This window comes from Photobacterium sp. (genome assembly GCF_057456235.1).
This window is the reverse complement of the sequence record NZ_JBVCPH010000027.1, coordinates 1-22,151: the sequence shown is the minus strand read 5'-3', so window position 1 is coordinate 22,151 and position 22,151 is coordinate 1. Positions and strand designations below refer to the sequence as shown.

At 42.6% G+C, this 22,151-nt stretch carries 17 protein-coding genes and 1 pseudogene; 7 read left to right on the top strand and 11 right to left on the bottom strand.

Going from position 1 to position 22,151, the window contains the following annotated elements; translation table 11 throughout:
- The first annotated feature begins 452 nt into the window (after positions 1 to 452).
- From AC2204_RS20165 to AC2204_RS20155, 3 genes and pseudogenes are all read left to right on the top strand, one after another.
- Positions 453 to 1,470, top strand: a pseudogene (locus AC2204_RS20165) (IS4 family transposase).
- A 661-nt stretch (positions 1,471 to 2,131) separates the two neighbouring features.
- The gene (locus AC2204_RS20160) at positions 2,132 to 2,602 is read left to right on the top strand and encodes a cell division inhibitor SulA (protein ID WP_318927685.1); all 471 of its coding nucleotides are present in this window, start codon (positions 2,132 to 2,134) and stop codon (positions 2,600 to 2,602) included.
- Positions 2,603 to 2,784: 182 nt separating this feature from the next.
- Positions 2,785 to 4,191 carry a basic amino acid/polyamine antiporter gene (locus AC2204_RS20155; RefSeq protein WP_318927684.1) on the top strand — a complete coding sequence of 469 codons (1,407 nt, stop codon included), beginning with the start codon at positions 2,785 to 2,787 and terminating at the stop codon, positions 4,189 to 4,191.
- 101 nt (positions 4,192 to 4,292) lie between these two features.
- Here the strand turns inward: AC2204_RS20155 and AC2204_RS20150 are convergent, their stop codons facing one another.
- The 4 genes from AC2204_RS20150 to AC2204_RS20135 all read right to left on the bottom strand — a co-directional run bounded on the left by AC2204_RS20150 (position 4,293) and on the right by AC2204_RS20135 (position 10,051).
- Entirely contained in the window at positions 4,293 to 4,691 is a 399-nt protein-coding gene (locus AC2204_RS20150) for a hypothetical protein (RefSeq protein ID WP_318927683.1), read from the bottom strand.
- 319 nt (positions 4,692 to 5,010) lie between these two features.
- A complete protein-coding gene (gene glgC, locus AC2204_RS20145; RefSeq protein WP_318927682.1) occupies positions 5,011 to 6,228 on the bottom strand; it encodes a glucose-1-phosphate adenylyltransferase in 1,218 nt (405 codons plus the stop codon).
- Between the two features lie 952 nt (positions 6,229 to 7,180).
- Complete coding sequence (locus AC2204_RS20140) at positions 7,181 to 8,194, bottom strand: manganese-dependent inorganic pyrophosphatase (protein ID WP_318927693.1); 1,014 nt, start codon at positions 8,192 to 8,194, stop codon at positions 7,181 to 7,183.
- A gap of 204 nt (positions 8,195 to 8,398) precedes the next feature.
- Positions 8,399 to 10,051, bottom strand: a complete 1,653-nt coding sequence (locus AC2204_RS20135; protein WP_318927681.1) for a L,D-transpeptidase family protein — start codon at positions 10,049 to 10,051, stop codon at positions 8,399 to 8,401.
- A gap of 463 nt (positions 10,052 to 10,514) precedes the next feature.
- Here AC2204_RS20135 and AC2204_RS20130 point away from each other — a divergent pair, with 463 nt between their 5' ends.
- Entirely contained in the window at positions 10,515 to 12,050 is a 1,536-nt protein-coding gene (locus tag AC2204_RS20130; RefSeq protein WP_318927680.1) for a YjjI family glycine radical enzyme, read from the top strand.
- Positions 12,047 to 12,979 carry a YjjW family glycine radical enzyme activase gene (locus AC2204_RS20125; protein ID WP_413466729.1) on the top strand — a complete coding sequence of 311 codons (933 nt, stop codon included), beginning with the start codon at positions 12,047 to 12,049 and terminating at the stop codon, positions 12,977 to 12,979. The genes AC2204_RS20130 and AC2204_RS20125 overlap by 4 nt, the downstream gene beginning before the upstream one ends.
- Positions 12,980 to 12,999: 20 nt before the next feature.
- On the opposite strand, the gene AC2204_RS20120 is transcribed toward AC2204_RS20125, so the two are convergent.
- Together AC2204_RS20120 and folE are read right to left on the bottom strand one after the other, a co-directional pair.
- On the bottom strand, positions 13,000 to 13,923 hold the full coding sequence (locus AC2204_RS20120) for a LysR family transcriptional regulator (protein ID WP_318927679.1): 924 nt from the start codon (positions 13,921 to 13,923) through the stop codon (positions 13,000 to 13,002).
- Positions 13,924 to 14,013: 90 nt separating this feature from the next.
- Entirely contained in the window at positions 14,014 to 14,667 is a 654-nt protein-coding gene (gene folE / locus AC2204_RS20115; protein ID WP_318927678.1) for a GTP cyclohydrolase I FolE, read from the bottom strand.
- Positions 14,668 to 14,884: 217 nt separating this feature from the next.
- On the opposite strand from folE, the gene moeA reads away from it, so the two are divergent.
- Together moeA and moeB are read left to right on the top strand one after the other, a co-directional pair.
- Positions 14,885 to 16,120 (top strand): molybdopterin molybdotransferase MoeA, encoded by a 1,236-nt coding sequence (gene moeA / locus AC2204_RS20110; protein WP_318927677.1) that lies wholly within the window; start codon positions 14,885 to 14,887, stop codon positions 16,118 to 16,120.
- Positions 16,121 to 16,198: 78 nt separating this feature from the next.
- Positions 16,199 to 16,951, top strand: coding sequence for a molybdopterin-synthase adenylyltransferase MoeB (gene moeB / locus AC2204_RS20105; protein WP_318927676.1), 753 nt, complete (start codon positions 16,199 to 16,201; stop codon positions 16,949 to 16,951).
- Positions 16,952 to 17,012: 61 nt separating this feature from the next.
- Here the strand turns inward: moeB and AC2204_RS20100 are convergent, their stop codons facing one another.
- The 5 genes from AC2204_RS20100 to AC2204_RS20080 form a co-directional block, all read right to left on the bottom strand.
- Positions 17,013 to 17,564, bottom strand: a complete 552-nt coding sequence (locus AC2204_RS20100) for an OmpA family protein (protein WP_318927675.1) — start codon at positions 17,562 to 17,564, stop codon at positions 17,013 to 17,015.
- Between the two features lie 427 nt (positions 17,565 to 17,991).
- A complete protein-coding gene (locus AC2204_RS20095; RefSeq protein WP_318927691.1) occupies positions 17,992 to 18,573 on the bottom strand; it encodes a DUF2931 family protein in 582 nt (193 codons plus the stop codon).
- A 20-nt stretch (positions 18,574 to 18,593) separates the two neighbouring features.
- Positions 18,594 to 20,375, bottom strand: a complete 1,782-nt coding sequence (locus AC2204_RS20090; protein ID WP_318927674.1) for a T6SS phospholipase effector Tle1-like catalytic domain-containing protein — start codon at positions 20,373 to 20,375, stop codon at positions 18,594 to 18,596.
- On the bottom strand, positions 20,368 to 21,177 hold the full coding sequence (locus AC2204_RS20085; RefSeq protein WP_318927673.1) for a DUF4123 domain-containing protein: 810 nt from the start codon (positions 21,175 to 21,177) through the stop codon (positions 20,368 to 20,370). Before AC2204_RS20085 ends, AC2204_RS20090 begins: the two co-directional genes overlap by 8 nt.
- A partial coding sequence (locus tag AC2204_RS20080) for a type VI secretion system Vgr family protein (protein ID WP_318927672.1) occupies positions 21,174 to 22,151 on the bottom strand: 978 nt, incomplete at its 5' end. The genes AC2204_RS20085 and AC2204_RS20080, both read right to left, overlap by 4 nt.

The following is a 22,151-nucleotide window of genomic DNA, read 5'->3' as shown; positions in this document are numbered from 1 at the left end:
CGATCACAACCCCACTATTTTCTGTGGGGTTATTCGGTTTTATATCATTACCCACTCTTATACCTTTTACTGAGATCACATCATGCTTCGTAGTTGGGCCTTTCCAATCTCAAACTTGTGCGAATCTCTACCTTTGTACTTTCAATAAGCGCTTCAATGTATGAAAATACAGCACGTACAACGCTACGCCTTAGATATTGATTCTGCTTATCTCCTTCTAGAAGCTTAAAAGCCATATGAACATCATTATTTAAGGCTTTAATTAGATCATGCGTACGAATAAAACCTTCACCAGCCTTAAAACCTTATATCCCGGCACATTTACCTCCTAGTCGCCTAACGCTTTGTTCTTACGAATCCCCACAAAATCCCTTTGTAGTTCAATAAGTAGACACGCATCTTGCCTTCTGATCTAATGGATTCACCACAAAAACAAAAAGAATGAAAACAAGATGCGTGATATTCAAATACTACACGAGTCGCTGGAAAATCATTGTCCTAACATTCACAAAAAGCGACTCAACTCACTTATGGACTCAGTTAAAGCTTTGCTCATCAATGATGCACTCACTCTTACTTTGCTCGGGCGCTCGCTGCCTTCTAAAGCTAAAACCAAACACTGTATTAAGCGTGTTGACCGTTTATTGGGTAACGGCCATTTACACCGTGACCGACTCGATATTTACCGATGGCACTGTCATCAAATTTGTTCCATCAATCCACAACCTATTGTCCTAGTCGATTGGGCCGATATTCGTGAGTATGAACGGCTCATGGTACTGAGAGCATCCGTCGCCGTGGATGGTCGTTCTGTCACTCTTTATGAGCAGACATTTTCATTCAAACAATACAATTCCCCTCGAAGTCATCAACAATTTCTAGACAACTTCAAAGCCGTTTTTACCATCGCATGCCATGCCGATTATCATAACGGATGCTGGCTTTCGTAATACCTGGTTTACACAAGTTGATGATATCTAGGACGCGTCAGGGGTGACGTTAACGTCTTAGTCAAAAAACAGTGGCAACATATTAAGTTTCTGTTTAACAAAGCGAATAGTAAACCCAAACACATTGGGTTCACACTGTTAGCCAAGCGAAAACCATTGCTCTGTCATCTTCATCTTTATAAAAAACAAACAACAAAACGTAAAGGCCGTCCATAAAAAGTCTGCAATGGAGCCTTGGTTACTCGCAACCAATATCCCAACAGACATATTCTCTTCACGGTGCATTGTTAGGCTATACACCAAGCGTATGCAGATTGAAGAAACATTCCGTGACTTAAAAAGTCCTCAATACGGTTTTGGCTTGCGTCAAAGTCACACTCATGATCCTCGTCGAGTTTTATCCTTCGTCAGACTCGGAAAAGAAGTCTTTCGCAGGCTGGAGTATCACATTTCCGAATCAACAATACGCTGGGCACAACAAACCCTCATTATGATGGCAAGGAGAAATTATCGTGCGTAGATTTTGTGGGGATCCGCCAGCGCCTGCAATAAGGTGCCCCTCACTTAGCATACAAAGCACACCAAACTTCATACCAAAACCGCCGAGTGTAACGGGTCACCTTGATTGCCTTGTATGAAGTAGAATTCAGATACTCTACAAGCTGGTTTATCAATGTTCCCAATAGGTTAAATTCAACTTCAATGTACAAAACCAAACCTAATAAAAAGGAGGAAAGCAATAACACACATATAGCTTTAACAATAGTTGTTATTGTATTGGCTAAGTAGGAAGGGAAATTACACTCTTAATCCATTATTGGCGTCGTGGGATCTCATCTGATGACGTTCTAACCATTAACAATGACAAATCTTCACGTAATACTGATCATTCACTATATACAGTCCACTCAGAAGGTGTGAAGTAACTCAAATTTCTATGCTCTCATTTTCTAGGTTTTTCTTTATCTAAACTGAACAAGTTGATTTTCAGAAAAACAACAATATCGCAATAAAATAATAAAAAACAATATGATAACAATAAAACCATAATCTCATTTTGCTATACAGAATCCCAAATTAGACTGGAACTGACACAAGAAAAAACTTGCAACAGTGCCTAAATAAAACTACTGTACACACATACAGTATGTACATATAACCACTGGATGGGATGAAGGATCATGACAGCATTATTTAATCGCTTACAATCGGTTACTGCTTCGCAGGCGTATAAATCGACCTTTACTACTGACTCGGCAGTAGCTCATTATCAGTCGGTTAAATGCCCTATTGAAGTATGTTTTTCAGACGAAAAGCAGACACAACTTGCCTACTTTCTACGTTTGCTAAAGCAAGCGAGTCAGCAAGATCGTTGGATCATGTTCATTGGCGATGACGCACTTATTGACAAAAACCTGCTAATTAGTGCCGGTATTGCTCTAAACAAAATACTGGTCTTAAATAATAAAAAATCACTTACCGATCAGGTTCTAATGACTAAAGCTCTTATTACAGGGAACTGTAGCGCAGTCATTGCTACGGGTGATATTGAGGATTTCGAGACAAAATCTATTCGACAGGCAGCAGAACACGGCCAGTCATTAGCTTTTGTCATCAACCGCGATGCAAGCCGAAATCTGACATTTCACTAATATCTATATACACAATCTATTGCCATCAATTCACTGTCGGCTTTCTTGATCTACAGCAATGAACAGCGGAATTACCTGACGCACCACCGATAGACATCACATAACTTGTGATTTAACGCGAAAAAGCACCATAAAATGCTTTATTATTATCAGCATCTGGTTTTTAAAACTTGGTTTTTATTTTGGATAATAAGCTTGGATTAGGTGCGATGACCGCACTGGTAATTGGCTCAATGATCGGCGCTGGAGTCTTTAGTCTTCCACAGAATATGGCGGCCGTCGCCAGCCCTGCAGCTGTAATGATTGGCTGGGGTATTACGGGGCTCGGGATGATCTTTCTCGCTCTGGCCTTTCAACATCTCTCGCAATTAAAACCCGAAATTGAAAGTGGTGTCTTTGGCTATGCTCAGGCTGGGTTTGGGGATTTTATCGGTTTTTGCTCTGCCTGGGGATACTGGCTCAGTGCTATGCTGGCCAATGTTTCTTATCTAGTCATTGTTTTCAGCACGCTAGGTATGTTTTTCGATCAACCTGATATGGTGTTATTCGGCGAAGGAAATACGTGGCTTGCTGTTGCCGGCTCTTCAGTTTTATTATGGTTGGTACACGCATTAGTGTTACGTGGCGTACAAACAGCTGCTGTCATCAATATAGTTACAACCATAGCCAAACTTATCCCTCTGATCATGTTTATCTTATGTGCGTTAATCGCATTTAAGTGGGATACCTTCGTGTGGGATTTCACCGGCCTCCACTTTGGTGAACAACACAATTTACTATCGCAAGTCAAAAGTACCATGCTGATCACCGTGTGGGTGTTCATTGGTATAGAAGGGGCTGTAGTCGTTTCCAGCCGCGCAAGGCACCGTAAAGACATTGGCCGTGCAACCATTCTTGGCCTGTTAACGGCGCTCTCTATTTATGTACTGGTAACACTACTCTCTATGGGGGTGATTAGCACCGAAGAGCTTGCAACCTACCAGAACCCTTCCATGGCTCAGGTACTATCCCACATATTGGGCCCTTGGGGAGGGATCATTATCGGTTGTGGCTTGTTGATTTCTGTTTGTGGTGCTTTTCTCAGTTGGACTGTACTGGCTTCAGAAGCTCCCTACTTAGCAGCTAAAGACAACATGTTCCCGAAAAGCTACACACAACAGAACAAAGCGGGTAGTCCGGTAAAAGCCCTTTTGCTGACCAGCTGCTGTATTCAGGTTTCACTTTTTTTTGTTATGTTTGCCGGTGGAACCTACGATACACTTCTTGCTGTTGCCTCAGAAATGATATTGGTTCCCTACTTCTTGGTGGGGGCTTACACCCTGCGTCTGGCCATTGAAACGAATAACCGCGGTTCGCTGCTGTTTATCGGTATCTGCGCCAGCCTTTACGGGTTATGGCTACTTTATGCCTCAGGCCTCAACTATCTTCTACTATCAGCACTACTCTACCTGCCTGGTTTATACTTTTACAGCAAGGCGAAGCGTGAGCAAGGTGTTAAGATTTTTGTCGGTAAAGAAAAAGCCGCAGCCAGTCTGCTCACTGTTGCAGCCTGTCTCGCAGTTGGCATGTTATGGCAAGGCATTTTATAATTAATAACCTATAAAAAAAGCCAGTAAATATACTGGCTTTTCTCTTTCTAAACACAACAAACATGCTAATACCACTCGGGATAATTTCCGGCTGACTCATCTCACAAAATGCAGACGTTTAGTGCTTCCCCATTTTCTGCGACAAAACTAATCCTGCAGTCTGATTTTTCCTCAATTAAAGCCAGCTGCTCTTCATCAAGAGAATAAGGCAAGTTAATAAGAAGGTTATCTATATGTTCAGAGCGGGCCAGACGCAGTAAACGGATCATATTATTTGCATCGCTAATATTGGTAGATAGCACTTTAAGCGCCTGCATCTGGAGTTTTTCAGACTCAGTTAAACCAATGGGCAGAGACGACTTCCATGATATCTCTAAAGCAGGCAGCAAGGCTTTCAATGCATCAATAAACGTTAACTTATGCTTACAGGATGCAGACAAAAAAGATGTGTAATCAAACACGACATTTTCTTTTTTTGAGGTTCCAACTAATGTTTCCATATTAGTCCTTAAGAGAAACATAACTACTGTTGCTTTGACCATTAAATGCACTCAATTGCATTAGATATTAACTATACGATCAACTTGCTTAAGAGGTATTCTTAGTTTTAGGAAATTTGCGCTTGATCTTACTTTTTCCACGTAAAAATCAATTTGAATATACCCACAAAACATTTGATTAACATCAATAACACCTCAAAAACACTTTACTTACGTTGTTGAAATATGGAAGCCATTCTGTTAGGAATATAAGCAGGTGAGCTGACTCTCTGTCAGCTTACCTGTTTATTAACTCTCTGCTATATCTTTCTCTCTATCATTATTTAAATTGATAAGAAGATGGCACCACTATCACCCCCTTTTCTGAAATATCGAAACGCTTAGCGTCAGCTTTAGCATCAACACCAATCTCTACTCCTGGCGGGATCTTTACATGCTTATCAATAATACAGTTTTGAACGTATGCTCCCTCGCCTATTTCAACTCCTTCGAAGATGATGCTATTAATAACTACCGCAGCATTCTTAATTTTCACCTTGGGAAATAGAATTGAATTCTGTGCAGAACCTCCTTCAATCACGACGCCACTTGAAATAATGGAATTAATAAAAATACCTTCATTTCCCGTTGCTGACGAAACTGTTCTGGCTGGTGGCAACTGAGGTTCGTAGGTCCTGATTGACCAATCAAATTGATATAAATCCACTGGAGGAACAGGTTGTAACAAATCCATATTAGCCTGATAGTATGAATCGATAGTTCCAACATCTCGCCAATAGGCGTCTTGTGTTACTCGTCCCTCTTCTCCTCCGAAACGGTGGGCATAAACGCCCCCCCCATCAACCAGTTTAGGAATAATGTCTTTACCAAAATCATGGTCGGAAGATGAATTTTCCGCATCTTCTTGCAGAGCATTTATCAATGATTGGGTTGTAAAGACATAAATTCCCATCGAAGCCAAACTACAATCAGAGTTACCCGGTAAGGTTGCGGGATGTTTCGGCTTTTCAGTAAACGTCAAAATTCGCTGGTCTTGATCAATTTCCATTACGCCAAATTCACTGGCTTCCTCAACAGGCACGTCCATGCAGGCCACCGTTAGATCGGCATTCGCTTGCTTATGGTGCTCAATCATCGGGGCGTAATCCATCCGGTAGATATGATCCCCCGACAATACGACGACATATTTTGCTTCACTACGAGACAACAGATACAGATTCTGAAAGATGGCATCGGCAGTTCCACTATACCAGCTGTCGCCTGTGCGCATTTGAGGCGGAATATTAGTGATGTATTCACCAAGCTCAGGGTTGAAAATTGACCAACCGTCTCGAAGGTGTTTTTGTAACGAATGGGACTTATATTGAGTAAGCACAAGTATTCGGCGCAATCCAGAATGCAGACAATTTGCCAATGTAAAATCGATAATGCGGTATTTACCGCCAAAAGGTACCGCAGGCTTTGCCCTGTTATCTGTTAGAGGAGACAATCGAGAACCCACTCCGCCTGCTAAAATCACTGCTAATGTATCTTGCATTGTCTGACCTTCCTTAGCTAAAAAGTTAATCTTTAGCCAGATACGCAAATATCAAGCCAGCACTTAACCCATTAATAAGTAATACATTAAAAATAGCACTCTTTTTGTTGCACCAAAATATTGCAACAATCACAGCATATATGCACAAATCTGGCGCAGTCTTTTAAGCTATTGCAACTCGTGCACTGTATTGTCGCGTTCAAAGGTTTCGGGGATGATGTGGCGGTGCTTCTGATGCAACTATAATATCCTTCATAAGAACGGGGCAATCACTTCAACACACAACCAAAATTAAAAAACGGCGCCCATAACACACCGTTTTTAATTGCGTATAACCAGCCGCATCAGCGTAACTAACAGCCCTTCTCTTCTAAAAAAGAGATAAAGAGGACTAGGTCATGGGGTTCTCTCATACTATAGCCATCACCCTGAGCTGAGCATCTGGTAGATATAATTGCTTAGGTCGACACTCCCTTAACTCTAGCACCTCTGTTTTTGCATCCAGTTGTGATAGCTCCTTCTTCATATCTGCGAGTTCTCTCTCCATATAAGAAATATTGCGTATTAGCATCTTTCTTTCCATCATCCATTCCTTATGCATCAACTGTTATATCAAGGTAACAAAAAAAGGTATAAAGCTAAAGAGATAGGCACCTCAATGTTGCCTTTTCCTGTTGCATAAATATCAACGATTTACTAGTAATTAAGTATTGTTGTCTTTCAGTTACTTCGCCAACTTTTTCGCCGCCACACACCCGTTTTAATTAATAATAGATATCAATTCATTTATTACATGGAAAAGGCAGAGTAGATCACTGGTTAGGCACTCATTAGAATCAGGATGAGGATGATTTTTGTGTTATGGAAGATGCTATCTGACATATTAATCATGGAGGAGGATGTAATTAAAGCCACCGTCTAAATGTGGCTTTAAATATTACAAATCAGTTCATTATTTACTATTTTCAACTGCTTTTTGTATTGCAGGACCAATTTGACGCTTACGTGATGTCACCCCGTCCAAAACAAGCCAGCCATCAACCGACTTACCTTCAAACGCTACTTTCGCAATGGCCAAATCGGAAGCATCAATCCATAGCAAATTAGCACGTTTATTTTTTGTATCGGTTACCGAGAAAAATAGGTAATCAAGCTGATTGTCTTTTTTATAAGCTTTCATGGAAGTAATGAAGTCATCACGGCGGTCCAGTAGTTGCTGAGCTGTCAGTGTTTCTGCCACACCAATTCCCACTTTCTTTCCGCCATACGTGAAGTTTTTATAATCCATAGTCAATATTTCATCCGCACTGACATGACTAAGATCTGATTTAGCCTCTAGCATTTGCTGACCAAACGCTTGCATATCTTTAATACCTGCCAGTAACGCAAGTTTTTCAGCATGGGTACGATCATATTGTGTGGTTGTCGGTGATTGAAATATAACCGTATCTGACAAAATTCCTGCCAAGGTTGTACAAGCCAGCGGCTTCGGCAGTTCAATGCCTAAACCTTCGGCACGATCAGCTAAAATTGTCGCAGCAGAGCCCCATTGACGAATATCAATTGCAGCAACCTGGGACATATTCACCGGACTACCACCAATCGCATGATGATCAACAATGGCAACAATGCTGCTTTCATCAACAGTCTGATGTAGTTGTGTGTTTTGATTAAAATCAACCAGTCCTACATCTTTCTGACTAAAATCGTACCATTGCTTCGGAACGTCCGCCTGGCAATAATCTAAAACAAATTTACTTTCGAGGTTAATGGGCTCAGACACAGCAGCCGTGCCACCGTATATGTGAGCAGCAAGCATCGCTGAAGTCACTGAATCGGTATCAGGACTAAGGTGCCCAGTCCAAACAAGATTTTTTGTGTCATTCTGTTGAGGCGCTGTTAATTCAAACGCTACAGTATTTGAGCTTGCAAAAGCCAGTAATAGAATAATGCTTTTCGACTTCATTATTAATTCCTTTATTATCAAACAATTAAGATCAAAGGAATATATTTTAGCTTTATGGCAAACTTATGATACAAATTTAAACTTATCTCACTGTTTTTATTGCAAATATATTATTACGCTCGCAAAAACAAAACTCAGGACTATTAATCAAAAGCATTGAGGTTCTGGTGTCTCTCGCGCTATTATGTGAATAGCGTATTACACTTAACGCCGGAAATTCTTCATCGAGATATACTGCGATTCAACTGGTTCTGCTCTAGGGCTATCGTAACCGTAAATGTCTTCACGCATCTGCAGTGCATTGTGCTCATCAATCCAAGCTGTCAGGTAAATGAAATCAACTCCTAACCGCTTTGATAGATAAACCGTATCTGAATTATTATTATTCACCATGGCACTATATGGCGCAATATTACTCCGCCGCTGAAAATCGATAATAAAGTTTGCCAAATCTTCTGCTTTTTCAACTCGAACACAGCCTGAACTAAAGTTACGCTTCGTTTTTCCGAACAATCCGCGTGTCGGCGTATCATGCAGAAAAATTGAATAGTCGTTCGGCATCAGAAACTTCACTTTTCCTAAGGCGTTATTCGGACCTGGCCCTTGCTGGAATTCATAGGGAAATGTTTTGGGGTTTACTGATTGCCAGTCAATTTGATCAACCGGAATTTCCGTACGATCACGCCAGCTTTTCAAAATCTGCATGTTATGCTTAACAAGATAGTCACGGGAACGTTTTACATTAGGCACAATATCCTTTCGTTTGATCGTTACTGGTACATTCCAGCTCGGATTGATAACCATGGTATTAATTGACGATGAAAACAGATTTGTTGGCCGCGTTGATCGTCCGACAATAACTTTTGACTCAAAAACTACCTCGTTGCCATTGAATATTCTGAGCATATAATCAGGAATATTCACCCAAATATGCGGGATATTATCGACATAGTTTGTCACGCGACTACGTTGCAAGTTAAGTGCTATGCGGCGGGCAATCTCATCATACGGCATGGTTAATCTCATAGCCGTTTCAAGCCCTATAATCCCGTCGACAACTAACCCATGACGCCGTTGAAAACGTTTGATACTGTCAAAAACAACGCCTGAATTATTAATAGATTCGCTCTGAGAAAGCCTTTCAAAATCTGACTGATTCAGATCACCTTGATCATAAAGAACGCGGATTACCCCCTGACCTGCCGTTATTATCCCACCTTGATGAATCTCTCTCTGTAAGCGAAAAGAGGATAACGAATGCGATGGCAGTTTCTGCATCTTTTCAACGATAACCATAGCTTGTTCAAACTTTGTATTTTGCGGGCGTGATGACTGTAATTTTGTCAGGGTCAACGGAAGCATGTGCTGGCTCAGCATCACATTAGATTCATTCGAAATAGTTAATGGCTCTGTTTTGAATAATGTACTGCGATCTCGCTTGATCTGAGCCAGATACACTTGATAAACGTAATAGCTATCCGTCGCGAGCAGATCATACGCTCGCTGATCTGTGCGTAATGCCAACGTCCGTAATTCTGACAGACGTTCTGATAAACCGGGTACCATTTCGGTATCAGCAACAGATTTCAGCTGCAATTCAAGCTCTTTTCTTAACGCTTTTTGTTGCCAAAAGGGATAGAAATTATTGGCCGCATAAGCGTTTTCTGATAGCTGAGCAAAGCACACTTTCGAACCTGTTGACGGGCACAGCTTTCTACTGCTGTTAACGGCAACATTATCCAGGTAAGACCAACTCAGGAAATTTTCGCCAGCGGAGGTACCACCGGACAACAATAGAAAAAACAGCACTAAAAATTGGCCGTACCACTGAAGAAAAACACGCTTATGATCAAACATCGTCAACGTGATCCTTATCTATGGAAAATGAAAAATATTTGACATCACCCCATGGTAATTGCCTCAATCAACAACGATTGTCATGGTTAGAAAATCCCTGATCTTTTTGTTTGCTCATTATATATTTAGACAAAAAAACGTCATTCATACAGTTAAAGTGGATTATATTTTCAACACTATTTTTCCAAACTTACTCTTTCCCTCCGAAAAATAAATGTCAATAATTTGACGAAGCGGCTGATTTTCATCAATAAAACGAACTTACCCAACACCAGAATTTATTCAAAACCAGGCATTAAAAATAATCACAAAAAAGTGATTTTTTTAACGTATTACTGGATAAAAAAGTGTGAGAAGGAACTGCGAATTTCCATTTGGAAAATATCTAATTCTATGTTTTTCACTTTTGGAAAGCTGAAGCAAGCGTTACCTTATAACCATATTAGTTATATGGATTTGTGCTATGACCTTGCAGGCTAAATTAAAACAGATTGTTACTGATCCGACGCTTTCACCTAAGCAAAAATCAAATTTTCTCGCCTTAGAAGCTGATGCAAGCTTACCTTGCCCGCCCGTCTCTAAAAGGGTAAAAACCGCTATGGCGGCAGGTATCATCTGCGACATGTTTGAGGGCAATGCTCCATTCAAGCCGCGCTACGTTCTGCCTGATTACGCAAAATTTCTTCAGCAAGGTTCGGAGTACCTGGAATTACCACCAGCAACTAATTTTGACGAAGCACTGAACGCTTTAACCATTATTTATCATCATGTGCCTTCTGTGACCAACATCCCCGTATATCTGGGTCAACTTGATGAACTCTTAATTCCTTATATTTACGATCTGGATGAAGAGGCCATTTATCGAAAAATCAAACTGTTCTGGATCATGCTTGACCGTACCCTGCCCGATGCCTTTATGCATGTGAACATCGGCCCAAGCGATAACATCATCTGCCGCACCATTCTCAAAGTCGATGCCGAGCTAAAACAAATCGCGCCCAACCTGACGTTTATGTACGATCCGACAATCACACCAGATAATCTATTGCGGGTCGCAGCCAGCAATATCTGTGAATGCAGCAAGCCACATATCGCTAACTACCCTCTGCATGCCAGCGCTTTCGACAATAAAGGCTTCGGTATTGTCAGTTGTTATAACTCATTACCACTGGCGGGGGGTGCCAATACCTTGGTTAGAATGAATTTAAAAGAGGTTGCACTGCTAACAGAAAACATCGATAGCTTCTTTGCAGAAACCCTGCCCCATTACTGTCAAATCATGTATGAACTGATTGATGCCCGGGCAAAGTTCCTCCATAACGAATCCCACTTTTTCGATAGCTATCTGGTCAAAGAAGGCCTAATTGACGAAAACCGATTTGCACCAATGTTCGGCATTTATGGGATGGCCGAAGCCGTGAACATTCTAATGGAAAAATCTGGCTGCAACGGCAAATACGGTCTTGACGAAACCGCAAACCAGTTAGGCCATCAAATCTCAGCGGCATTGGATAAAATTGTGAAATCAACCCCGGTAACTTACGGCTACCGTGATCGGGCGTTGCTTCACTCTCAGGGCGGCATTAGTCTTGATGAAAACGTGACTCCGGGCGTTCGTATTCCCTATGGATCAGAGCCGGATCCGGTTTCTCACATTCAGGCCTTAGCTGAGCACCATCAATACTACACATCGGGTATCAGTGAAATCCTGACCATTGATGAAACCGTTAAGTCCAACCCTGAAGCGATGTATCAGTTGTGCAAAGGGGCACTGAATCTGGGTTTTCGTGAGTTCACGGCGAATGTCGCATCTAATGATTTAATGCGTGTAACAGGTTACATGATTAAGCTATCTGATATTGCGATGTTTAAAGAACAAGGATCTCGTACCAATACCACAGGGTTAGGCGCAGAAGCGGCTGAAAAGACCGGGATCTTAAATCGCAAACCACGAGTCGCCAGTCATGAACAGTCTCCTTGCTATGTTAATGCAGGATGATGAGAGTGGCTGTAAATAAAGCGACGGTCAGTAAAATTCTGACTTTCTCTTGCGTTGACGGGCCTGGCAACAGGCTCGTTATTTTCCTGCAAGGGTGCAACTTCAACTGCCAAAGTTGCCATAACCCCCATACGATTGGGCACTGTAATAGTTGTGGCGACTGTGTTTCGCAATGTCCGACTCAGGCGTTATCACTAGATAGGCAAGTACAGTACGACCAAATTTTTGACGAGCAAGGTTTAAATGTACATAAACATGCAACCCGAGTTCGCTGGGACGCTTCGCTCTGCAACCATTGTGATCAGTGTTTAGCGGTATGCCCGCAACAATCAAGCCCGAAAACCCGGCAATATTCGGTTGCAGAAATGTTGGCAGTGATCCGACAAAATAGTCTGTTTATTACCGGCATTACCATAGCGGGGGGAGAAGCAACCCTACAGTTAACGTTTATTACGGCACTGTTTGCAACGATTAAATCAGCGCCCGATTTGCAGCATTTAACTTGCTTGGTCGATAGCAATGGCAGCCTCAGCAGCACCGGTTGGCAAAAACTGCTTCCCGTCATTGATGGCGCGATGATCGATCTGAAAGCCTGGCAACAGGAAACCCATATATGGTTGACCGGCCGCAATCATCATCGTGTATTTCAATCTATAGAACTATTAGCCAGACACCGTAAGTTATATGAGGTGCGCTTACTTCACATTCCCGGAATAACGGATTTTGATGCCGAAATCGACGAGTTAGCAGGCTACCTGAATAAACTACCAACCGAGACTCGAATTAAGCTCAATGCTTTTCAGCATCACGGGGTTACAGGAGAGGCTCAGGAGTGGGCTGTCTGTCTGGAAGGCGATATCAACCAGCTGGCAGCCGGACTCACCTCTCGCGGGGTGAGAAACTTGGTATTGCCTGCGGTTTATGTTTAAGAATAGCTTGAAAATGCAGGCTATTCATCTTTACAGCATTGCTTTATCTGCTCATACATCCATCGATGCGCGGGATCATTCATACTCGGCTGATGCCAGACTAAGCTATAGGCCACATCCCCGTAATTAAAGGGTAATGGTTTGGTGGTCAACCCTTTTGCCTGAAAAGCGATTTGTGCCCAACGCTTCGAGCAGGTAAAGAGCAGATCACTATGGTGACACATCAGTGCTGCACCGCCGAAATCAGGAACGGTAATAATAGTTTTGCGTTTTTGATGCTGTTGGGCAAGTTGTAATTCAAAGAAAGGAACATTCAGATCGCTATCCATGATCCCGATATGACCGAAGCGCAGGTAATCTTCAATGGTTAAGTTCTTACCGGCTAGAGGATGAGACGGATTCATCAGACAGACCATTTCATCATGAATTAAGGTCTCCCATACCAGGTTGTTATGCGAGCTCGGTGGCTGGCTTCTGTCATGAGGCAGCATAATAAAATCAAGCTGACCTTTAGATATTCCATCAAAGCCTACGCTATCTTTTGACCAGATATCTAACCGGATATTCGGTGCCTGAGCGAGCACCTGGGCACTGAGCTTAGCCGCCAGTAATTCAAAGGTACTTTCACGCATCGCCAGTGAAAAACGGCCTTCATAACGGAACGGCTCAAAAGCTTCCTGCGTCATGATCTGGTTCATGTCATTGATCATCTGGTGCACTGTGGGGCCTAGTCGCCGCGCAAGCGGTGTAGCGACTAACTTGTTCCCATGACGGTAGAACAGTTCGTCATTCAAATTTTCCCGTAACTGACTCAATGTCTTACTTACTGATGACGGGCTCAGGCATAATCGTTCGGCACTGGCCGTCACACTCAAGGTATCTAGCATGACATGAAGCGTTATCAAGTGCTTCATACTGATCCGGGAAAGCTTGATCAGATCCATTAAACCGTACTCCATTCGTTGGGTTCAGAATAAAAACCGACAAAAAAGCCGCGAGCAAGTCGCGGCTTCTTTTTAACTTATACTATGCGATTACCGAATGCCGTTAAGAAACTCAGCACGTGTCGCAGGGTTTCTTTTGAAGATACCGCCCAGTGCCGTTGTTGTCGTCACACTGGTTGCATCCATCACACCGCGTGCTTTTACGCAATAATGCGTCGCATCAATGGTGATCGCAACGTCATCACTTTCCAGCAATGTTTGCAGGGCAACTAAAATCTGTTGGGTCATACGTTCCTGCACCTGAGGACGCTGGCCAAAGAAGCGTACTATACGGTTTATCTTTGACAAACCGATGATCTTACCACGCGGAATATAAGCGACAGTCGCCTTACCATCGATCGTCACCAAATGGTGCTCACAGGTACTGGTAAGCGTAATATCTTTCACTCGCACCATTTCATCACAGTTCATCTTATTTTCGATCACTGTGATTTTCGGAAAGTTTGCGTAATCTAATCCGGAGAACACTTCATCCACATACATTTTTGCAACACGATGAGGTGTTTCCATCAGGCTGTCATCTGCTAAGTCCAACGAAAGCAGCCCTAAGATCTCGCGCACATGGTATTCGATCTTTTCTTTTTTCTCTTCGCGACTCACAACTTTGTCAGTCATTGGTGTTTCAAGTCCGCGAGCTTCAAGGGCTGCACGCACCTTTAATGCAGATTCGCTTAATACCGTCATTCTTCGCCTCCAACTGGCCTGGGCTTAAATGCAAAAACGTGCCCAATTCATAATGTTTATCTGAAATCACTACGCCAGTGATAAATCTGACCGAAGGATACCTGCAAATAAAAACAATTACACCACGTAAATGATAAGTGAATAGTTCAAACACCTTTTTTTTGTCATAATAACCCTTTACTGAGCCTATAACTTATAATTAAAGACGGACACCAATATGGGATGTTGTGACACTCCAGGTCTAATGCCTGTTGAAACGGCTTTGAACAAAATTTTGGCCGATGTTAAGCCTTTGGAATCAGCTTCTGCTGTTTCTCTTTCCGACGCTATGGGGCGTGTCATCGCAGAAGATATCCTCTCCCCCATTAATGTGCCGCCATTTGCTAATTCAGCAATGGACGGCTATGCAATTCGTTCTCAGGATCTGAACACTACCGATACGCTGATTCTTGCTGGTAAGTCATTCGCAGGCATTCCTTTTAACGGTGAATGGTCTGAAGGCCAGTGCATTCGTATTATGACCGGCGCACAGATGCCTGAAGGTGCGGATGCGGTTGTCATGCAAGAGGAAACAGAAGCTAACGACGATCAAATCCGTTTTCTGATCAAACCGCCTGCTGATGATAATGTTCGCCCGATTGGTGATGATGTTCGCCTCGGTGATGTGGTAATCGCTAAAGGCACGCGTATTACAGCACGTGAAATGCCGCTGCTGGCCTCTTTAGGTGTTGCAACGGTCAACGTGATCGCGCGCCCTAAAGCGGCATTTTTCTCAACCGGTGATGAACTGCGCCCGGTAGGTGAACCATTAGACGCTGGCCAGATCTATGACAGCAACCGCTACGGTATTCGTGCTCTGCTTGAAAAGTTCGGCTGCGATGTTATCGATCTGGGCATTATTCCAGATTGCCCGGAAAAACTGCGAGAGGCCTTCACCAAGGCAACGAACGAAGCCGATGTAATAATCACTTCTGGTGGTGTAAGTGTCGGTGAAGCAGACTACACCAAAGACATTCTTGATGAGCAGGGTGAAATTGGATTCTGGAAAATCGCAATGAAGCCGGGTAAACCATTTGCTTTCGGCACGATCGAAAACACCTGGTTCTGCGGCCTGCCAGGTAACCCGGTATCCGCCATGCTGACACTGTATCAACTGGTACAACCGATGCTGGCTCAGCTGTCTGGCCATTCTCAGTATCAACCACCGCAGCGCTTGAAAGCAAAAGCAACAACCGTCTTTAAAAAGCGTCCGGGGCGTACCGACTTCCAACGCGGTATTTATCAGATCAACATTAATGGTCAGTTTGAAGTGGCAACCACCGGCAATCAGGGATCTGGCGCATTCAGTTCGATGCACCAAGCCAACTGCTTCGTCGTTCTTGAACAAGAACGCGGGCGAGTTATGCCAGGTGAAGACGTCACTATCGAACTTTTCAACCACACGTTGTATTAATGTGAGTAAAGAGTAGAGAGTGGAGTTTCTCGGTACCAACTACTCGGCACTCAAAACTCTATTGAACAGGACCGCATTGTGATAGAACTTTCTGATGAAGAAATGCTTCGTTATAACCGCCAGATCATTCTTCGCCAGTTTGATTTTGATGGTCAGGAAGCGCTGAAATCTGCGTCTATGCTGATTTTAGGTGCTGGTGGTTTAGGTTGTGCATCAACCCAATATCTGGCGGCTGCAGGGGTAGGCAAGCTCACCCTGATCGATGATGACAAAGTGGAAGTTTCAAACCTTCAGCGACAGGTGCTGCATAACGACAATACCGTTGGGCAGTTAAAAGTGGAATCCGCCAGATTGGCACTAACCACGATTAACCCCTACACCCAAGTCGACACTATTGCTAAGCGATTACGTGACGATGAGCTTTTAACGTTAATCGAACAGCACTCCGTTGTGCTTGATTGCAGCGATAATGTTGAAACCCGAAATCAGCTCAACCGCTTATGTCATCAGAAAAAAACACCGCTGATTTCGGGGGCCGCTATCCGTATGGAAGGACAGATCAGCGTTTACACGTATAAAGACGATGAGCCTTGCTACCAGTGTTTGAGCGCCCTGTTCGGCCAGCAATCTCTGAGCTGTGTTGAAGCGGGGATTATGTCTCCTGTCGTTGGCATCGTGGGTGCCATACAGGCAATGGAAGCTATCAAAGTCGTCGCAAATATGGGCAATCCGCTAACAGGTAAAATCCTGATGCTGGATGCAATGTCGATGAGCTGGCGTGAAATGAAACTAACCAAGCAGCCAACTTGTTCAGTGTGCCGCCATAGCTAGAAAAAAAGAAAGGAAGCAATATGCTTCCTTTCTTTATCACCCGTTGTATATAGATTGCTTTTTATTCAAATTTTTCAACCCAAGGTGTAATTCGAACATCAATGCGACGGTTCTGTTTACGCCCAGATGCAAGTTTATTACTTGCAATAGGGCTTAGTTCACCAAATCCATATGTATTAATACGCTCAGGATCAACCCCTCTTAAGACGAAGAATTTCAATACCGATTCTGCGCGTTTAGCTGACAGCTCCCTGTTATATACCTTACTGCCAACACTATCAGTATAGCCTGCAATAAATACTTTAGATTTTGGGCTATCCGCCAATAAAGAAGAAAGTTTTTCTAAAGAATCATGACTATCACTACGTATATATGCACTATTATTATCAAAACTTTTATCGCCATTAAAAACGATAGTCACCTGATCCCCTTCTCTTTTAACCGTTCCAATTGTTGGTGGAATTAATTTACGAGCTTGTTTGAAATTATAACTTACAAATGTCTCAATATCATTTTTAATGGCTCTTTCCCTAGCAGTATCACTACCAGTCGATTGACACCCAACAAGCAGTATTGACACTAACATCAAAATTCCGATTTGTATTTTAGCCATGAACCTATTCCTATCCAAGTTTCTATACGAAAGGCTATCAAACCAACTCGTTAATTACAGAGCAAAAATTATTATAATGGAGTCACTTCACAAGTAAATTCTAGGAAAACATAATTTACATTGATTTTCTTATATTTTTATAATGTCAAAATTGTTATTACCTTCCTTTTCCAACCAATAAACAGCACTGAGAGAAAATAAAAACATTTGTTTTGTCAGGAAAGTCGCTTTTAAAGTAAAAAATCAACCACAAACACTTAAAATATAAATACATTTAAATTATTGGGGGGGTACTATGGTTTATGATAGTTTTATTATTAAGCTAATTAATTAGGTAAATCTCATACGTTGGCGACCAGTTATCAGAGCAATGAACATATTTTTTCATCATTTTTATTCAAAATCAGTAGAATAGCCCACTTAGTAACTACCAACTCCCCGTCGGTACGCCGTGTTCATCAACATAAGCTTTATCTTCAGCATCGAGTTCAGGAAATATGAAATCTTCTGGTACGGGAGTTACTGCGGCCTGTACTTTAAACTGCAGTTCATTTTCAAAACATCCGCCATTTAAAAAGACTGAAATCATCCCGTCAGGCGCTAATCCTAACAATATATTGTCTTTATAAGGTCTTAAAAGATCGAGACTACCGCAGCGAACATCGTGATAGACACGCATTTCTTCCCGGATTGACTCAGGAATTGTAATTGATTTTTCGAAAGCCATTTTATTAGCCAATGAATACCACTGAATATAAATAATATAAGGTAACTCTTTACTTTTTATACTATACCCTGCGCTAAGTCTTTCTACTCCAGCCCACGATAGTGGATTATTTGAATATGGTGCATATCCACCAATCATCGCTCTCCACCCGTTTTTTTTACTTTCTCCTAAGACCAGTGCTTTCTCCACTTTTGCACGATAATGTTGTGGGGTTGCTGCTGTCACCGTCCACTCTTCTAGCTGGTGGCCTCTCAACGAACAACTCGATAATAGCAATAGCACATTAACAATTAATATAAATTTCAAACTGGATATCCTTGTTGTGGCTTATGCGTAAAGATCATTCGTTCACGTTCTTTATTTTTTATTCTTGGCTTCATCGGGTAAATAACAAGTGTTGGTGACCAATTATCAGAACAGTGAACATACTGTTTCATCATTTTGTCTTTTAATTTACTTGGTAGATGCTGGGGGATCATACCCTCATCATTCTGCTCAATTTTATTTTTATAATATTGATACAACTCATTAAGATCTGAGTTTAACGTTTCGCTTGGTTGATCTAATGGTACTCCGAACTTTATTGCCAAATCTCTCATGACATAATAAGCAACTAACTGCAAATCACCGTTGACAGTCCGCTTCATATCTAAAGTGGCGATATACAGTTCATTGTCATTGCCACCCATCGGTCGACGTTGTACTTTCGGAAAATACTGCGCGATGGAATCGGTATACTCACTATATAACTTTTTGCTATGAGTGATTTTATCTGCTGCTTGTTCATTAAAAGTGCCTAAAGCCCAAGATTCATTTCGGCGGATCGTTCTTGAGTAAGGCCGCATAATGGCGACATGCTCTTCTCCATCACGGTAACCACCGCCAATATCGGAGTGTGCCCCTAACAAGGTGATTTCTTGATGATCGGGTTTGACGGAATTTAGTGCGAAATTATGACGATACTCATTTAAGGCCGTTAACTGAATGACTTTTTTTGCGATACCTCTCGGTAAGTATAAGTTAACCCCTCTGTTTTTATCATTTGAGCCATCCAATAGCTCATCATAACGACCGATAGCGGCAACGGTATCAAATAAACCGATGAAGTTAATTTCACTTTTAACTGTACTATCAAATCCAGCTTCTTGATAAAATTGACCTTTTTCTTTCTTATAAACATCATTGGCAAAGTGGCGAGCTGCCGCAGCTCCCCGACTAAAGCCAAAGATATCGAATACGAACTTACTTTGAGATTGGGAAATCTTCTTATCACTAATTATATTGCGAATGCTCATAATTGCATCTTCAACTCGCGCAACAACCCCCCTGTCCCCCATGCCTGTTGCCAGGTCGAACATTTCATCTTCGGTACCCGATTTAGTACCAACCCCTTCAACATAAATTTTAAATAGCTTCTTTTGAGGATTAAAAGGAAAGATGTTTAATAATCGACCAATATTGGTTGTCGAATTATCATAGCTGCCTCGCTTTGAGTCAGAAATATCATCTACTTTTTCGCATACATCTTTTTTATCTTCGGTAATACCTGTGGCCTCACACAGCATACGCATGGCAACATTAAATGAATTATTGCCTGTACCATCAAAAAACACACCGAATCGAATTTCAGGTTTTGAATAGTCGCGAATTTCTATGACATAGCTCTCGTTACTGCACAGAACGACAGCATCAGCCTGATCCGAGTTATGTTCTTCAGATAATGGGTTTTCAGGGGGGTGTTGCCAGAAGTCTCCCATTGTAGCGTTCAGGTATTGTTTACTGACGCCGCTAAAACCGGGCTCTTTCGTCGCATAATTTACAACCTCTGATGGTGCATCTTCTTTACGAGCAGTGCGCTCTTCCACCATTGCAATCAGCTCATCCGTCGGCATGGTGAGTTTAACCGGACCACTTACAATATTTCGTATCAGGTTAGGTCCTTGGCTCAAACGCAGTATTTGTTCCCCCCCCACAGCATCTTCAATAGTGACATCAATACCGCTATAAGGTTGATTGTGCTCATCTCGAAAATCGATTTCTATCCAGTTTTCTGCTCGTTCGCAGGGAATACAATGTTCACTCATCTCTGATTTTCCCTATATGCATTAATTGCTGAATATCACTTTGCTCAAGCATCCATGCATCAAAAACAGGTTGATTATGCCATTGTGTATTGTGTGCGAAATTATTCGCAGCATGCGCTTCTAGTAACTCGCCACGTAAATTGTTCTTATAACTCTGCGCTAAGAAAGTACTCAATTCTGCTTGAATATCACTTTGCTGCATTTTATTTTTCATCAGTTCAGGTAAGCGCTGCCAAAGCAACCGTTCAACAATCCACGCATGGTGCTCGGGTGAGTAGTTATGCCCTAAATGATGCGGAGCAATAACCCACCATGGTTCTATAGAGCGTTCAATCATGGCTGGGGGTTTCTGCTTCGCCGTAACAGGTGGTATTGACGGAATATAGAGTTGGGATGACGGCCCCATAAAGCGCAATTGTTCTTGCTCTGTAAATAACGAGAACATGCGGCCAATCACGTTAATGTCGTAAAAACGAAAAAGTACGATTTCCCCGTCAAGACCTGCCAGCAGCAAACTTTGCCAATGTATACGAATCGTCTCTTCGTCAAACGATGAGCTAAAAAAGAACCCCGGTAGTGATTCCTGGTATGTATCAATAAACGTGCTTTGCCGTGAAATTGGCAGAAGCCAGGGCCCATCTTGCCTACTCGATTCAAAATCCGTTCCCGAATACAAAGGGAAAGCATCAGATCCGTCCTGTGTATAAAATTCAGAAAGCACTTCTCTGTCACTTAGTGGATTAACGATGGCATAGAGCTTATCGTGATCATCGATGCCATTTAACCAACTCTGTATTATCATGTGTCAGCCCCACAAGGTTTTATCGCCACAGCATGTAGCTTTGTCGCATTGATAGCCGCACTGGGGTTAAGCTGCATAGGTAGATCGCCTGCTGTACTTGGGGCCACATTGCCTGGCAATTGCGCTGCCTGTGCAGCTGCTCCACTACCCCGGCCGGCACTGCCGCCGGAGTTCATTTTCACCGTCGGCCCGAGCAATGTCACACCTGACGGATCAACTTTGATAAAGCTGCCACCGGCCTTGATGGTGATTTCTGCACCGGCTTCGATTACCACTTTTTGTCCCGATTTCACATGAACTTCAGTGCCCGCTTCAATCAGTTGTTTATTGCCGATTTTGGTGTGGACGGTTCCGTCGATGATATGGTGGCTATCGCCTTTGACGGCTTCAAACTGATTGCCGTTTACGGTGCTGTGGTTGTCGACCTTGACTTCCTGAAAGCGGGAATCGTGTACGGTGAGGTGATCGGCATTGAGAATTTCGTCCTTACGATCATTTTCGACCTGAACATCCATGTTCTTGGCGGCATGAAGATAAAGCTGTTCATTGTCTTTTTTGTCTTCAAAGCGCAGCTCATTAAAATTACCGCCACCCACGCTTGATGAGGTTTTAAAGGTGCTGCGGGTTTTGTGCTCTGGCAGATCATACGGTACTTTGTTTTTACCGTTGAACATCGCGCCGGTGATTATGGGTTTATCCGGATCGCCATGAATAAAACTGACGATCACTTCGTGGCCTATGCGCGGCAAGATAAACTGACCATAACCGTTGCCGGCCCAGCCCTGTGATACACGTAGCCAGCAACTGGTTGTTTCGTTCGCCTGCCCTTCCCTGTCCCAGTGAAATTGTACTTTTACCCGCCCAAGCGCATCGCAGTAGATCTCTTCACCAGCAGGACCGGTGACAATGGCGGTATCGATGTTATGAATATACGGCTTGGTAATGGGCTCGGCTCGAAACGCGGCTTCCCACGG

Excerpts from the sequence above, each read along its gene's own strand:
- AC2204_RS20135 (WP_318927681.1), bottom strand. The coding sequence starts at position 10,051 with ATGTTTGATCATAAGCGTGTTTTTCTTCAGTGGTACGGCCAATTTTTA.
- AC2204_RS20120 (WP_318927679.1), bottom strand. The coding sequence starts at position 13,923 with ATGGATCTGATCAAGCTTTCCCGGATCAGTATGAAGCACTTGATAACG.
- AC2204_RS20125 (WP_413466729.1), top strand. The coding sequence starts at position 12,047 with ATGATGAGAGTGGCTGTAAATAAAGCGACGGTCAGTAAAATTCTGACT.
- glgC (WP_318927682.1), bottom strand. The coding sequence starts at position 6,228 with ATGCAAGATACATTAGCAGTGATTTTAGCAGGCGGAGTGGGTTCTCGA.
- AC2204_RS20085 (WP_318927673.1), bottom strand. The coding sequence starts at position 21,177 with ATGATAATACAGAGTTGGTTAAATGGCATCGATGATCACGATAAGCTC.
- moeA (WP_318927677.1), top strand. The coding sequence starts at position 14,885 with ATGGGATGTTGTGACACTCCAGGTCTAATGCCTGTTGAAACGGCTTTG.
- AC2204_RS20130 (WP_318927680.1), top strand. The coding sequence starts at position 10,515 with ATGACCTTGCAGGCTAAATTAAAACAGATTGTTACTGATCCGACGCTT.
- AC2204_RS20140 (WP_318927693.1), bottom strand. The coding sequence starts at position 8,194 with ATGAAGTCGAAAAGCATTATTCTATTACTGGCTTTTGCAAGCTCAAAT.
- AC2204_RS20090 (WP_318927674.1), bottom strand. The coding sequence starts at position 20,375 with ATGAGTGAACATTGTATTCCCTGCGAACGAGCAGAAAACTGGATAGAA.
- AC2204_RS20160 (WP_318927685.1), top strand. The coding sequence starts at position 2,132 with ATGACAGCATTATTTAATCGCTTACAATCGGTTACTGCTTCGCAGGCG.
- AC2204_RS20100 (WP_318927675.1), bottom strand. The coding sequence starts at position 17,564 with ATGGCTAAAATACAAATCGGAATTTTGATGTTAGTGTCAATACTGCTT.
- AC2204_RS20150 (WP_318927683.1), bottom strand. The coding sequence starts at position 4,691 with ATGGAAACATTAGTTGGAACCTCAAAAAAAGAAAATGTCGTGTTTGAT.
- folE (WP_318927678.1), bottom strand. The coding sequence starts at position 14,667 with ATGACGGTATTAAGCGAATCTGCATTAAAGGTGCGTGCAGCCCTTGAA.